Genomic DNA, 13,356 nt, shown 5'->3' on the forward strand with positions numbered 1-13,356 from the left:
TTCTCACAAGGCTAGATCCTCAGGTGTGAATGTCATCTTGAATGAACGATAGGGTGCGAAATCAGCTGGCTTCAGACCCTGCATTTCGGTCAATCGACCAATATTTTTTACCGCCGCTACCGCTGAACTGTCGAACGGTACATCACCGCTGGACTTGGCAACCGATACGCCGGAGATTGTTCCATCAGGCAGCATGTTGATTTGCAGAATCACTTTCATGCCCTTGCGGGCCGACGGTGGCTGCGCCCAACCTTCGGAAGCACGCGAGCGAATCAAATCGTCGAAGTTACCCGCGACTTCATCACCCGTTTCATCCGCCAAGGCCTGCTGACGCTCCGTCGTGTCGGAAAGCAGATCGGCCAGGGCCTGAGCTTTTTTCTCATCGACGGATTTACGCGCCGCTTCCTGCGATTTTTTCTTCGCAGCATCGGCAGCAGCTTTCTTCTTCGCGTCTTCGGCGACTTTCTTCTTCGCCTCTTCAGCTTCGGATTTCTTCTTGGCGTCTTCTGCGGCTTTCTTCTTCGCGTCTTCGACAATCTTTTTCTTGGCTTCTTCAGCGGCCGCTTTCTTGGCCTCTTCTTCAGCCGCTTTCTTGGCTTCTTCTTCAGATTTCTTCTTGGCTATATCAGCCAATTGTTTCTCTTCGGCCTTTTTGGCTTCGGCGGTCTTCTTCGCTTCATCGGCTTTCTTGGCTTCATCAGCCTTTTTTGCCTCTTCCGCTTTCTTGGTCTCGTCGGCCTTCTTGGATTCTTCGGCTTTTTGAGCCGCATCTTCCTTCTTTTGTTCCGCGGCCTTGATCGCTTCCTGTTCGATCTTTTTCTGTTCCATCTGTTCGACTTCGGTCTGACGCGCGGCGGATTTCTTCGCCTCACCCGCAATCTTCTGATTGGTCTGGGTGGTCGCCTGACTTTTCGATTTCAGTTGGTACAAGGTCGCCTGGACAATCGGCTTGGCCGGCGGCAACTCCGGTGTGAAGGCGAAACTGACGAACAGCATGCCGAACACCAGCACGTGCAAGACAATCGCCAGGACACTAGGCCAGAAGTAGCTTTCCGAGGCGGACGGCTCTCGCATTTGCTGCATCAGGGTGCCTCGGTAATCAAGCCAACATTACCGACCCCGGCTTTCTGCAACCCGCCCATGGCGCCCATCACGGAACCGTAATCGACGGTCTTGTCACCGCGGATGAACACCTGGGTGCGCTTGCCGCCTTCGGTACCGGCGCGAATGATCTTGGTCACCGCGTCAGTCATCTGCGGCAAGGTCATGGCCTTGTCCTGTTGCTTTTCAGTGTCGACTTCGCTGCCAAGGTTCCAGTAGTAGGTCTTGTCAGCCTTGATCGAAATGGTCAGGACCTGGGTGTTGTTGTCCTGCGGCAAGGCTTCGCTGGAAACCTTGGGCAGATCAACTTTCACGCCCTGATTGAGCATCGGAGCGGTCACCATGAAGATGACCAGCAGCACCAGCATCACGTCGATGTAAGGCACCACGTTCATCTCGGCAACCGGCTTGCGCTTTTTGCGAGCTCGAGCGATTAAAGCCATTGGAAATTACCTGCTTATTCTTCGCTGGTGTGCACTTTGCGGTGCAGGATCGCCTGGAATTCATCGGCGAAGGTGTAGTAACGGCCCAGCAGGGTTTCACTGCGAGCAGCGAAACGGTTGTAAGCGATAACGGCCGGGATGGCTGCGAACAGGCCGATCGCGGTAGCAATCAGTGCTTCGGCGATACCCGGAGCCACGGTGGCCAGGGTCGCTTGCTGGGCAGTGGCCAGGCCACGGAAGGAGTTCATGATCCCCCAGACCGTACCGAACAGACCGATGTACGGGCTGACGGAACCGACGGTAGCGAGGAACGGCAGGCTCTGTTCGAGCTTTTCTTCTTCGCGGGAAATGGCGACGCGCATGGCACGGGCCACGCCTTCCATGACCGCTTCCGGGTCAACGCCTGGCTGCTGACGCAGACGGGAGAATTCCTTGAAACCGGCACGGAAGATCTGCTCGACGCCCGAATCCGGGTCCGGGTTGCTACCGGCCTGACGGTAGAGTTTGGACAGGTCGATGCCGGACCAGAAGCGCTCTTCAAAGCTCTCCAGGGCACGTCGACCGGCGCGCAGCAGGTTGCTGCGCTGAAAGATCATGATCCATGAGGTCACCGATGCGGCTACCAGGATCAGCATTACCAGTTGCACCACGATACTGGCATTGCTGACCAGGCTCCACATGGAGGAATGGTCGACGACGTTAGCTTCCACGCTTTATCTCCTGCTTTGAGTGTGTACCCGCGCCGCTCACGTCGGCAAAGGCCGTACGTAGAGCTTCGGGAATGGCCCGGGGTTTTAAACTTTCAGTGCGCACACAGGCCACCAGAAACTGCCCTTCGCAGAGCAGCGCATTATCCGTGGCTCGCCTGACCTGCTGTTTGAAGCGCAGGCTGACACGGTTCAATTCGATTACTTCAGCGCTTACCAGAAGCTCGTCGTCCAGTCGCGCCGGCGCGTGATAACGCGCTTCGCTGGAATGCACGACAAACAACAGGTCCTCGCCTGCCAGCTGGGACTGGGCAAAGCCCAGATCCCGGAGCCGCTCGGTTCGAGCCCGTTCCATAAACTTGAGGTAATTGACGTAATACACGATGCCGCCCGCATCGGTGTCCTCGTAATAAACGCGACAACGAAGTGCGAAAGGCTCAAGCCCGTTTTGCGCGCGCATACTCTAGTGCTTACTCCTCAGGTTGCCAATCCGGCCAGGCAACTGTTTTTCATTGATTCGCGGCTTTCTGGCAAAAGCACGGTCCTAGGACCGCGCAAATCCCGAATAAATCGGCCCGAAAGGTGATTAATCGTCTACCGCATCGAGGAACTCGTCTACAACGGGCATCTCGCCCAATCGTGACGGAATGTTTAAACCGAAGTGCAGATACGCGTGCCGAGTGACCACTCGCCCCCGCGGCGTGCGCATGATGTAGCCCTGCTGGATCAAATACGGCTCCAGCACGTCTTCAATGGTGTGGCGCTCTTCGCTGATCGCCGCGGCCAGACTGTCCACACCCACCGGCCCACCGTCGAACTTCTCGATCATGGTCAACAGCAGGCGCCGGTCCTGGTGATCGAAGCCACGCTCGTCGACGTCCAGCAGGTTCAAGGCCAGGTCGGCGATCGGTTTGGTGATGTGGCCCTTGGCACGCACTTCGGCGAAATCCCGAACCCTGCGCAACAAACGGTTGGCGATCCGCGGCGTGCCACGGGCACGACGGGCAATCTCAAAGGCGCCCTCCGGGTCCAGCGGCAAGCCGAGGATGTTCGCCGAACGACTGACAATCGTCGCCAGGTCGGCGGTGTTGTAGAACTCCAGGCGCTGGACGATGCCAAAGCGGTCGCGTAACGGGTTGGTCAGCATGCCGGCCCGCGTCGTCGCCCCCACCAGGGTGAACGGCGGCAGATCCAGTTTGATCGAGCGCGCAGCCGGCCCTTCACCAATCATGATGTCGAGCTGGAAATCTTCCATGGCCGGGTACAGCACTTCCTCGACGATCGGCGAGAGCCGATGGATTTCATCGATAAACAGCACGTCGTGGGGTTCAAGATTGGTCAACAGCGCCGCCAGATCACCCGGGCGCTCAAGCACCGGGCCCGAAGTGCTCTTGATCGACACGCCCATTTCCTGAGCGATGATGTTGGCCAGGGTGGTTTTACCCAGACCCGGCGGGCCGAAAATCAGCGTGTGGTCCAGGGATTCGTTACGCCCGCGTGCGGCCTGGATGAACAACTCCATTTGCTCGCGAACGGTCGGCTGGCCAATGTACTCGGCCAGGCTGACGGGGCGAATCGCCCGGTCCTGGACTTCCTCGCGGTCGCGAGGGCCGGGCGTGGCGGCAATCAGACGATCAGCTTCAATCACTTAGATCATTCCCTTCAGGGCACGACGAATCATGTCTTCACTGCTCAAACCTTTCTCCTTGATCGCGGAAATCGCCTTGCTGGCTTCCTGCGGCTTGTAGCCCAGGGATATCAGCGCGCTGACCGCGTCATTTTCGGCGGTGGCAACCGGCGCCACATCAGGCCCGCCCGGCTGGTTCGGCACCAGGGCGAACATCGCCGGCACGGTTTCCCAAGCCTTGAAGCGGTCCTTGAGTTCCACCAGTAAACGCTCGGCCGTCTTTTTGCCCACGCCCGGCACCTTGGTCAGCGCCGAGGTGTCCTGGGATTGCACGCAACGCACCAGCTCATCCACTTCCAGGCTCGACATCAATGCCAGGGCCAATTTCGGCCCCACACCATTGAGACGGATCAACTCGCGAAAAAAGTCTCGCTCACGCTTGCCGAAGAAGCCATAGAGTAACTGCGCGTCTTCACGTACGACCAAATGGGTGTGCAAGGTCAGCGGTTCACCGACCGACGGCAAGCGATAGAGCGTGGTCATGGGCACTTCCAGCTCATACCCCAGACCGTTTACATCCAGAATCAGGTGCGGCGGCTGTTTCTCAGCCAGTGTGCCGCGCAAGCGTCCAATCACGTTTCAGATCCTTGAGCGTTGGCCAGATCAATGACTGGCGACTGACAGAACAAGGGGTTTGCGCCGACAACACAGGCGCAAAACCCTCATTCGCTAAAAATGATTGCTGATGCTATCAGAGACGCAGGCGCCCGCCACGACTGCGTGCCGTTCCCAGGCCATGGGGCAACAGGCTGGAACGGGTATGCGCGTGGCAAATGGCAATGGCCAGGGCATCCGAAGCATCGATTTGCGGCTTGCTGGTCAATTTCAGCATGTGCATGACCATCATCTGCACCTGCTCTTTATTGGCGGCACCGGTGCCGGTCACTGCTTGTTTGACCTGGGTTGCGGTGTACTCAGCGATTTCCAGGCTTTCTTCGGCACCCGCCACGATCGCGGCGCCCCGGGCCTGACCAAGCTTGAGGGCAGAGTCGGCATTGCGCGCCATAAAGACTTTTTCGATGCCCATGGTCACCGGGCCGTAGGTCTGGATGACTTCACGCACACCGCGATAGACGATTTGCAGACGCTCATGCAGTTCGCCGGACCCGGTGCGAATGCAGCCCGACGCCACATACACGCAACCACGCCCGGTATCGCGTACCACGCCATAACCGGTGATGCGCGAACCGGGGTCGATACCAAGAATTAAAGTCATAACGCCTGCAGCTTAAAAATGATGCCTGCCGGCAATTGCTTGCTCGGCGTAAAGGCAGAAGCCGGACATGCCTGGCGGTGAAACATCACCGCCTGCACTTCCGGCTTCAAGAGTATTGCAGATCAATCAACCCAGCTGTGCGGCCACAGACTCTGGAATATCCGCGTTGGAGTAGACGTTCTGCACGTCATCCAGGTCTTCAAGCATGTCGATCAGCTTGAGCACCTTCTCGGCGCCTTCCAGGTCCAGCTCAGCGCTGGTGGTCGGCAGCATCACGATTTCCGCATCATCACCTTTGAAACCTGCCGCTTCCAGCGCGTTACGCACGGAGTAGAAGCCGGCGAACGAGGTGAACACGTCAATCGAACCGTCTTCATGGGTGACCACGTCATCGGCGTCAGCTTCCATGGCCGCTTCCATCAGCGCGTCTTCATCGACACCTGGCGCGTAGGAAATCTGCCCCTTGCGCTCAAACAGATAAGCCACCGAACCGTCGGTCCCCAGGTTGCCACCGCACTTGCTGAACGCATGGCGAACAGCAGCTGCGGTGCGGTTACGGTTATCGGTCATGCACTCGACCATCACCGCCACGCCACCCGGGCCGTAGCCTTCGTAGGTCAGTTCGACCATGTCGTCGGTATCGGCTGCACCGGCACCGCGGGCGACTGCGCGATCAATGATGTCGCGACTCATGTTCGCACCAAGCGCCTTGTCCAGCGCCAGGCGCAGGCGCGGGTTGGAACCCGGATCACCGCCGCCCTGACGGGCCGCAACGGTCAGCTCACGAATCCACTTGGTGAAAATTTTGCCCTTCTTGGCATCCTGACGTTCTTTGCGGTGCTTGATGTTCGCCCACTTGGAATGACCCGCCATATCTCGCTCCGAATTTCTCTTTGAAACATCGCCCGCCGCGCACGTTGTGTCGGCCAGCAACAAAAAATCTCGACCTAAAGAAAAGGCGCATCCCGGAAGGATGCGCCTTTGCGGTCAGCTTTACTCAGCCTTTGGTGTTTCGCGCAGACGAATGTGCAGTTCGCGCAATGCCTTGGCATCTACAGCACCCGGTGCCTGAGTCATGACGTCAGCCGCGCTCTGGGTTTTCGGGAAAGCGATCACTTCACGAATCGACTGGGCACCGGTCATCAGCATGACCAGACGGTCCAGGCCGAAAGCCAGGCCACCGTGCGGCGGCGCGCCGTATTTCAGAGCGTCGAGCAGGAAGCCGAACTTCTCTTCCTGTTCCGCTTCATTGATACCCAACAGGCGGAACACGGTCTGCTGCATTTCCTTGCGGTGGATACGGATCGAACCGCCACCCAGCTCGGTGCCGTTCAGAACCATGTCGTAGGCACGGGACAGAGCGATCGCCGGGTTGGCTTCCAGTTCTTCCGGGGTGCACTTCGGCGCGGTGAACGGGTGGTGCAAGGCGGTGAAGCTGCCGTCGTCGTTCTCTTCGAACATCGGGAAGTCGACAACCCACATCGGCGCCCACTTGCAGGTCAGCAGGTCCAGGTCGTTGCCGACCTTGATCCGCAGCGCGCCCAGGGCTTCGCTGACGATCTTGGCTTTGTCGGCGCCGAAGAACACGATGTCGCCATCGACCGCGCCAACACGATCGAGGATCACGTTGAGGTTGGCTTCAGGGATGTTCTTGACGATTGGCGACTGCAGGCCTTCAACACCTTTGGCGCGCTCGTTGACCTTGATGTACGCCAGGCCCTTGGCACCGTAGATGCCGACGAACTTGGTGTAGTCGTCGATCTGCTTGCGCGGCATGCTCGCAGCGCCTGGAACGCGCAGGGCGGCAATACGGCATTTCGGGTCGTTGGCCGGGCCGCTGAACACCTTGAAGTCGACGTCTTTCAGCTGGTCTTCAACGTCAACCAGTTCCAGCGGGTTGCGCAGGTCAGGCTTGTCGGAACCGTAACGACGCATGGCTTCTTCGAAGGTCATGTGCGGGAAGTCGCCGAACTCCAGGTCCAGCACTTCCTTGAACAGGTTGCGGATCATTTGTTCGGTGATGGCCATGATCTCTTTTTCATCGAGGAAGCTGGTCTCGATGTCGATCTGGGTGAATTCCGGCTGACGGTCGGCGCGCAGGTCTTCGTCGCGGAAGCACTTGGCAATCTGGTAGTAACGGTCGAAGCCGGCGACCATCAACAGTTGTTTAAACAGCTGCGGCGATTGCGGCAAGGCGAAAAAGCTACCGGCGTGGGTACGGCTCGGCACCAGGTAGTCGCGAGCGCCTTCTGGCGTGGCACGGGTCAGGATCGGCGTCTCGACGTCGAGGAAGCCGTTTTCGTCGAGGAAGCGACGGATGCTGGTGGTCATGCGCGAACGCAGACGCAGCTTCTCGAGCATTTCCGGGCGGCGCAGGTCGAGGAAGCGATAGCGCAGGCGGGTTTCTTCACCGACATCGGAGAACTCGTTCAGCGGGAACGGCGGGGTTTCCGACTCGTTCAGCACTTCCAGTTCATAGCCCAGCACTTCGATCATGCCCGACGCCATGTTGGCGTTGGTGGCACCTGCCGGACGCAGGCGAACCTTGCCAGTGATCTTCACGACGTATTCGCTGCGCACGCGATCGGCGGCGGCGAAGCTCTCGGCGCGGTCCGGGTCGAAAACCACCTGGGCCAGACCATCACGATCACGAATATCGAGGAAAATCACCCCACCGTGGTCACGGCGACGGTGCACCCATCCGCAAAGGGTAATTTCCTGGCCTTCCAGGGCTTCGTTCAGTTGGCCGCAATAATGGCTGCGCATCATGGTAGTGGTTTCACTTCTCGTAATCGAAATTCGGTTGGAGGCCTTGCAGGTGTTGCAAGAGCTCGCGCGTGTCGTTCAACTCAGGTTCCAGACCTTAGTCAGCTTTGTCGCCGCCGGCCAGATTCTTCTTGGAACCGGTCTTGAAATCGGTTTCGTACCAGCCGGTGCCGCTCAGGCGGAAGCCCGGCATGGACAGCATCTTTTTAAGCTCTGGCGCCTGGCAGGCAGGGCAGTCGACCAGCGGTGCTGCGCTGATCTTTTGAATGGCTTCCAACTGATGACCACAGGAAGCACATTGATAGTCGTACATCGGCATGGGGGTTGTCTCGGCGATCAGATTGCTACCGCGCACGCTGGGTTTTGCGGCAAAGAGCGGGATTATATCCATTAAATGCAGCCTGTGCAGCCGTAAGACTGCACAGACTGACACTCTGTCCGATCACCTGCGTGGCTAGGGCATTGCGACGCTGCCCCCTTCTTTCAGGCTGTGCACGACGCAGACAACCCGCACCAGCCCGGTAAAGTTCTTGACCCCGCCATGACGCAAGTGCACTTCGCGATCCACATGGGACAGCAGCGCACTGACCGTACAACAATTGACCTTGGCCATATCGCCCAGAATATCCCAGTACACCTGCTCAAGCCGCAAGCAGGTGGCAAAGCCGTTCAACCGCACCGACCGGGATAAAGGCCGGGCCAGCCCCATATCAAATTCGCTGACAAATGGATCAATCCTTATCTCCTTGACCGGACTGACCCTCCCCTCGCTTCGCCTGTCTTCGTAATCCATATCGTTGACACTCCTTTGTCATCCTTGCCTTCTGTAAGAGCACTCTCCGTGGCCCTATAAAAGCGCAGGCGCAAAGGTATATCCAGATGACTTTATGACCATCGACGTAGGATAAGCCAACAACTGAAGGGCGATCATGGAGAGCGTCCTAGGCCGGCTATTTTCCTACGCCGCCAGACGATTTTTAACGAGCTTAAAAGCGATTTGAAGAAGGCAAAAGACCGCGAATAACACCCGACGGGCGTCATTCGCGTAGTGACGATATTACTGATCCAGCAGAGACCGCAGCATCCATGCGGTTTTTTCGTGGACTTGCATGCGCTGGGTCAGCAGATCAGCCGTCGGCTCGTCGCTGACTTTTTCCAGCAGCGGAAAGATTCCGCGGGCGGTACGGGTGACCGCCTCTTGCCCATCGACAAGCTGCTTGATCATGTCTTCAGCGCTCGGCACACCAGCTTCTTCTTTAATAGAAGACAGCCGCTCATAAATCGAATAGGCGCCGGGGGCAGGAAACCCGAGGGCGCGAATGCGCTCGGCAATCGAATCGACGGCCAGGGCCAACTCGTTGTATTGCTCCTCGAACATCAGGTGCAGGGTCCGAAACATGGGACCTGTGACGTTCCAATGGAAGTTATGGGTTTTCAAATACAGCACATAAGTGTCCGACAGCAGACGCGAAAGCCCGTCAACGATGGACTTGCGGTCCTCTTCACTGATACCGATATCGATTGCCATGTTTTTCCCCTAAAGGTGATGAGTTCATCCAACAGGTGCAGGACCACTCTAGCAAGCCTGCCACCCCCTCGCCGCCCGGGATTGCACAATAACCTGCGACAAATCGCCCCGCGAAGCACCGCTGGACTGCCTGATTTGAGTAGCTGCAGGCTTTGCTGTTAAATAGACCGTGTGTCGCGACCGCCTATTTTTCGGGGGCTGCGCATAGGCTGGTACCGGGTACGTGTCCAACGCCTCTTATTGTTCTGAAGCGAACCGTGCTCCATCAGCTCTTCCTTGTGATCCGTCTTAACGTGAGTTAATCAAAATGTTGAAAATCGTCCACCTGCTAATGGGCGCAGCAGCTTTGCTGCTGTCCTTCATCCCTAGCCTGCAACCCGAAGCTGCTCCTTACCTGCAACAACCCGCTGCGCTGTACCTGGCCTTTTTCGGCCTGCTTAACCTGACCCTCGCTCCGGTTATCCCTTACTGGAACAAAGGTCCTCGTCACCAACTGCAAAACCTGGTCAGCGCCCTGCTGGTCCTGGCCGTCGTCCTGCAAACCCTGACGTTGCTCGCGCCGATGCCTGTCATCGCCGGTCAACCTGCCGTCCTGTTCAGCCTGGTGGCTGCACTGATCGCCGTTCTCCTGCACCTGGCTATCAGCTTCTACAAATCCTCGCCGGCCGCCGCCTCGCCAAGCTACGACATGAGCAACCGCGATACCGGCACCGTCAAGTGGTTCAACACCTCCAAAGGCTTCGGCTTTATTTCCCGTGATTCCGGCGATGATATTTTCGTGCATTTCCGGGCCATTCGTGGCGAAGGTCACCGTGTTCTGGTTGAAGGCCAGCGCGTGGAGTTCTCTGTCATGAATCGTGACAAAGGGCTGCAAGCCGAAGATGTGATCGCTGCATTGCCGCGTCGCTGATTCAAGGCTAAAAAAAACCGCGAGCAGCTGAGCTGTTCGCGGTTTTTTATTGCCTGCGGTTTTAATAATGAGGCGGAGGTGCTTCTTCTTCGAAGGTTTCGAACTGCCCGGCCATTTCTTCCTGGCGCTTGAGCAATGCAGCCATCTGCAATTGCAGGCGTTCAACGGCGCGCTGCTGCGTTGCCAGCACATCACTCAATGACTGGATGGTGTCATCCTGAAACGCCAGTTGGCTCTCCAGATCGGTAACGCGATCTTCCAGGCTCATGATTCAACCCTCCAGAAACGTGAAATGTTCGGTTAACAGCAGACGCAGGCGCTCGCGAATGGCCGCAATTTGCGCTGCGCTGTAAGGCACGGCCGGGTGTTTGCCCCAGACCGGGGCTGGCCAGGCGGCGTCCTCACGCTTGCGCACAATGACATGCATGTGCAACTGACTGACGACATTACCCAGCGCCGCGACATTCAGCTTGTCGGCGTCGAACGAATCCTTGAGCAGTTCCGCCAGCGCGGTCGTTTCCTGCCACAGCTGCTGTTGATCTGCGACACCTAACTGAAATATCTCACTGATATCTTCACGGCGTGGCACCAGGATGAACCAGGGGTAGTTCGAATCATTGGATAACAGCAACCGGCAAAGCGGGAAATCGCCAATCGGTAGCGTGTCTTGTTGAAGTCGTGGATCTAAAGCGAACACCGCGCGCACTCCCGCCAGGTCATCATTTTCAGCTTAGCGCCCATCCTGACAGGCTGCGCACCAAGCGACAGGACGCCAGCATACCCGTGAACGCCACTGCCTTCACACCGCACGAGCGCCCCTAAATGGGCCTTTTTTGCTCACGGCGCACCATTACAGAACCGCAGACCACGCCAAAAATGCTGAAATGACTGATAACCAATGAAAAGTTCCAGATGAGTCCGTTACCGCACTGTTTGATATCAGCACAGTGATTAAGATTTTTTGCACCAAAACCGCACAGTGCGTCTACGCTGAGTGCGTCAGCATCCGAGAATTACTCAACGAGGGGTGAACCGGTAACATTTTTCGTTGTCACGCTTTCCGTTTCAGTGGTGCAACACCATGCAATGCACGGCGTCAAGCGTACAAAAAACACGCTTGAAGCCCCCGGTTTCATGAGGTTTTTATAGCGACAGGCAGGTTTCCAGAAAAAAACAGCTACAGAATTCTGGTTTGTGCACGCTTGTTGCATTCACACCCACATAGCTTTGGAAGCCTCCGCTGGAAGTGGAAGCCTCAAGGCCAATAAAAACAGCGGCAGGGTTGCCCAATGGAGATTCAAACGTTTCACCAGGGACTCTTTTTAGCGATGCACAAGCCTTGGAAAACAACGTTAAAGTTGCCAATCCGCTTGCGTCTAGGCAGTAAATTTGCGACATCTACCAAGCTGTTTGCGACAGGGTCGTAAAGAAGCTGAAAGGTTAGATACGCAAGTATCGCCAACATGGTCGGCGTGATATAAGTTTGCGCCGACACAAAAAGAAAGAGCCGCCCAGATAAAAAAACAGGTGGGACGGCAGTACTCTTCTAAAAACCAAAGGAGCAAATCACGATGCGCGTGATGAAGTGGAGCATGATCGCACTGGCTGTTTCGGCTAGTACCTCGCAGTTCGCAATGGCGTCTTCTCAAGAGGAATCCAAGGGCTTTTTTGAAGATCAGAGTCTGAATGTTCATAGCCGTATGCTGTACATGAACCGTGATTTCAAAAACAACCCTAGCACTTCGCAAAGTTATCGCGAAGAGACTGGCCTCGGCGTACGTACCACTTATGAGTCGGGCTTCACTCAGGGCACCGTAGGCTTCGGTGTGGATGCCTTGGTCAATGCCATGGTCAAACTGGACAGTGGCCGTGGCCGCACCGGTAATGGCATGTTTGGTCGCGACAGCGAAGGCCGCCCAGAAGACACCCAATCCAAGGCTGGCGGTGCAGTTAAGTTCCGTCTGTCCGACACTGTCCTGAAATATGGTAACCAATACGTTGCCAGCCCTGTCTTCTCCACAGACGACAGCCGTCTGCTGCCAGAAGTTGCTACCGGCACCATCATCACCAGTAAAGAAATCAAAGGGCTGGAGCTGACCGCAGGTCGTTTCAGCGCCCTGAGTTCGCAGACTGGCATGGGCCGTGACAGCATCAACGGACCTCACAACCCAGGCCTGACCAGTGCCAACATTGCCGGCGCGACCTACCAGTTCACCGAAAACTTTGTAGCTGGCGTGGCAGCTTCCGATGTAGATGACTACTTCAAGAAGCAATACATCAACGCCAACTACACCCTGCCGATCAACGAAGATCAGTCCCTGAACTTTGACTTCAACGGCTATCGTTCCAAGAGCCAGGGTCAAGAGCTGAGCGGTGATGTTGACAACCGCATCTGGTCCCTCTCTGCTGCCTATAGCATCGGCGCCCACAAGTTCACCGTGGCACACCAACGCTCTACTGGTGATACCGGCTACGTTTATGGCGTTGACGGCGGCGGTACCATCTTCCTCGCCAACTCCATTCAGTACTCTGACTTTAACGGTCAAGACGAGCGTTCGTGGCAGGCTCGCTACGACCTGAACATGAAAACCTATGGCGTTCCTGGCCTGAGCTTCATGACTCGTTACGTCCGGGGTGACAACATCACCACTGGCGCCGAAGAAGGTAAAGAGCACGAGTTCGACTTCGAAACCAAGTACGTTATGCAAAGCGGCCCAGCCAAAGACCTGTCTTTCCGCTTACGTAGCGCGATCTACCGTACAAACTCCGCTTACAACGCCATCAACGGCAACGACAACAACGACACCCGCTTAATCGTCGAATACCCACTGAGCATCTTGTAATTTCTCAGCGGTAGTTCGATAGCCTCAAATCTGCAATAAAAAAAACCGCTCACCTGGTCAGGTGGGCGGTTTTTTTATGCCTGCTCGGTTTTCAATTCGTAAGCAGGCTAATAACGTTCACATGAATAACAGTAGGCAGCTAACATTCCTCAAGT

16 protein-coding genes are annotated in these 13,356 nt (G+C 56.7%); 2 read left to right on the forward strand and 14 right to left on the reverse strand.

Going from position 1 to position 13,356, the window contains the following annotated elements; all coding sequences use genetic code 11:
* Positions 1-3 precede the first annotated feature (3 nt).
* The 12 genes from tolA to RHP74_RS24140 all read right to left on the reverse strand — a co-directional run bounded on the left by tolA (position 4) and on the right by RHP74_RS24140 (position 9,448).
* The gene (gene tolA, locus RHP74_RS24085; RefSeq protein WP_010457470.1) at positions 4-1,083 is read right to left on the reverse strand and encodes a cell envelope integrity protein TolA; all 1,080 of its coding nucleotides are present in this window, start codon (positions 1,081-1,083) and stop codon (positions 4-6) included.
* Positions 1,083-1,535 carry a protein TolR gene (gene tolR, locus RHP74_RS24090; RefSeq protein ID WP_161807482.1) on the reverse strand — a complete coding sequence of 151 codons (453 nt, stop codon included), beginning with the start codon at positions 1,533-1,535 and terminating at the stop codon, positions 1,083-1,085. The genes tolA and tolR overlap by 1 nt, the downstream gene beginning before the upstream one ends.
* A gap of 23 nt (positions 1,536-1,558) precedes the next feature.
* The gene (gene tolQ, locus RHP74_RS24095) at positions 1,559-2,254 is read right to left on the reverse strand and encodes a protein TolQ (protein ID WP_008147369.1); all 696 of its coding nucleotides are present in this window, start codon (positions 2,252-2,254) and stop codon (positions 1,559-1,561) included.
* Positions 2,244-2,711, reverse strand: coding sequence for a tol-pal system-associated acyl-CoA thioesterase (gene ybgC / locus RHP74_RS24100; RefSeq protein WP_311096462.1), 468 nt, complete (start codon positions 2,709-2,711; stop codon positions 2,244-2,246). The genes tolQ and ybgC overlap by 11 nt, the downstream gene beginning before the upstream one ends.
* A gap of 126 nt (positions 2,712-2,837) precedes the next feature.
* Positions 2,838-3,899, reverse strand: coding sequence for a Holliday junction branch migration DNA helicase RuvB (gene ruvB, locus RHP74_RS24105; RefSeq protein WP_008147374.1), 1,062 nt, complete (start codon positions 3,897-3,899; stop codon positions 2,838-2,840).
* Positions 3,900-4,514 (reverse strand): Holliday junction branch migration protein RuvA, encoded by a 615-nt coding sequence (ruvA, locus tag RHP74_RS24110; protein ID WP_077748709.1) that lies wholly within the window; start codon positions 4,512-4,514, stop codon positions 3,900-3,902.
* Positions 4,515-4,629: 115 nt separating this feature from the next.
* The gene (ruvC, locus tag RHP74_RS24115; RefSeq protein WP_008147379.1) at positions 4,630-5,154 is read right to left on the reverse strand and encodes a crossover junction endodeoxyribonuclease RuvC; all 525 of its coding nucleotides are present in this window, start codon (positions 5,152-5,154) and stop codon (positions 4,630-4,632) included.
* 126 nt (positions 5,155-5,280) lie between these two features.
* Positions 5,281-6,027 (reverse strand): YebC/PmpR family DNA-binding transcriptional regulator, encoded by a 747-nt coding sequence (locus RHP74_RS24120; RefSeq protein ID WP_282411145.1) that lies wholly within the window; start codon positions 6,025-6,027, stop codon positions 5,281-5,283.
* Positions 6,028-6,147: 120 nt separating this feature from the next.
* On the reverse strand, positions 6,148-7,923 hold the full coding sequence (gene aspS, locus RHP74_RS24125; RefSeq protein WP_042932630.1) for an aspartate--tRNA ligase: 1,776 nt from the start codon (positions 7,921-7,923) through the stop codon (positions 6,148-6,150).
* Between the two features lie 94 nt (positions 7,924-8,017).
* On the reverse strand, positions 8,018-8,239 hold the full coding sequence (locus RHP74_RS24130; protein WP_010457489.1) for an FmdB family zinc ribbon protein: 222 nt from the start codon (positions 8,237-8,239) through the stop codon (positions 8,018-8,020).
* Positions 8,240-8,374: 135 nt separating this feature from the next.
* Positions 8,375-8,713 carry a ribbon-helix-helix domain-containing protein gene (locus RHP74_RS24135; RefSeq protein WP_010457491.1) on the reverse strand — a complete coding sequence of 113 codons (339 nt, stop codon included), beginning with the start codon at positions 8,711-8,713 and terminating at the stop codon, positions 8,375-8,377.
* Between the two features lie 264 nt (positions 8,714-8,977).
* Positions 8,978-9,448: a Dps family protein gene (locus tag RHP74_RS24140; protein ID WP_010457493.1), complete on the reverse strand. Its 471-nt coding sequence runs from the start codon at positions 9,446-9,448 to the stop codon at positions 8,978-8,980.
* 307 nt (positions 9,449-9,755) lie between these two features.
* On the opposite strand from RHP74_RS24140, the gene RHP74_RS24145 reads away from it, so the two are divergent.
* Positions 9,756-10,358, forward strand: coding sequence for a cold-shock protein (locus tag RHP74_RS24145; RefSeq protein WP_010457494.1), 603 nt, complete (start codon positions 9,756-9,758; stop codon positions 10,356-10,358).
* 61 nt (positions 10,359-10,419) lie between these two features.
* On the opposite strand, the gene RHP74_RS24150 is transcribed toward RHP74_RS24145, so the two are convergent.
* Positions 10,420-10,626 carry a SlyX family protein gene (locus RHP74_RS24150; RefSeq protein ID WP_010457497.1) on the reverse strand — a complete coding sequence of 69 codons (207 nt, stop codon included), beginning with the start codon at positions 10,624-10,626 and terminating at the stop codon, positions 10,420-10,422.
* Positions 10,627-10,629: 3 nt separating this feature from the next.
* Positions 10,630-11,055 carry an HIT domain-containing protein gene (locus RHP74_RS24155; RefSeq protein ID WP_042933027.1) on the reverse strand — a complete coding sequence of 142 codons (426 nt, stop codon included), beginning with the start codon at positions 11,053-11,055 and terminating at the stop codon, positions 10,630-10,632.
* A gap of 874 nt (positions 11,056-11,929) precedes the next feature.
* On the opposite strand from RHP74_RS24155, the gene RHP74_RS24160 reads away from it, so the two are divergent.
* Entirely contained in the window at positions 11,930-13,201 is a 1,272-nt protein-coding gene (locus RHP74_RS24160; protein ID WP_145309225.1) for an OprD family porin, read from the forward strand.
* Positions 13,202-13,356: the final 155 nt, after the last annotated feature.

The organism is Pseudomonas sp. SG20052 (assembly GCF_031766055.1).
Classification (GTDB): Bacteria; Pseudomonadota; Gammaproteobacteria; order Pseudomonadales; family Pseudomonadaceae; genus Aquipseudomonas; species Aquipseudomonas mandelii.

Excerpts from the sequence above, each read along its gene's own strand:
- RHP74_RS24135 (WP_010457491.1), bottom strand. The coding sequence starts at position 8,713 with ATGGATTACGAAGACAGGCGAAGCGAGGGGAGGGTCAGTCCGGTCAAG.
- tolA (WP_010457470.1), bottom strand. The coding sequence starts at position 1,083 with ATGCAGCAAATGCGAGAGCCGTCCGCCTCGGAAAGCTACTTCTGGCCT.
- aspS (WP_042932630.1), bottom strand. The coding sequence starts at position 7,923 with ATGATGCGCAGCCATTATTGCGGCCAACTGAACGAAGCCCTGGAAGGC.
- ybgC (WP_311096462.1), bottom strand. The coding sequence starts at position 2,711 with ATGCGCGCGCAAAACGGGCTTGAGCCTTTCGCACTTCGTTGTCGCGTT.
- RHP74_RS24145 (WP_010457494.1), top strand. The coding sequence starts at position 9,756 with ATGTTGAAAATCGTCCACCTGCTAATGGGCGCAGCAGCTTTGCTGCTG.
- ruvC (WP_008147379.1), bottom strand. The coding sequence starts at position 5,154 with ATGACTTTAATTCTTGGTATCGACCCCGGTTCGCGCATCACCGGTTAT.
- RHP74_RS24150 (WP_010457497.1), bottom strand. The coding sequence starts at position 10,626 with ATGAGCCTGGAAGATCGCGTTACCGATCTGGAGAGCCAACTGGCGTTT.
- RHP74_RS24140 (WP_010457493.1), bottom strand. The coding sequence starts at position 9,448 with ATGGCAATCGATATCGGTATCAGTGAAGAGGACCGCAAGTCCATCGTT.
- RHP74_RS24130 (WP_010457489.1), bottom strand. The coding sequence starts at position 8,239 with ATGCCGATGTACGACTATCAATGTGCTTCCTGTGGTCATCAGTTGGAA.
- RHP74_RS24160 (WP_145309225.1), top strand. The coding sequence starts at position 11,930 with ATGCGCGTGATGAAGTGGAGCATGATCGCACTGGCTGTTTCGGCTAGT.
- RHP74_RS24120 (WP_282411145.1), bottom strand. The coding sequence starts at position 6,027 with ATGGCGGGTCATTCCAAGTGGGCGAACATCAAGCACCGCAAAGAACGT.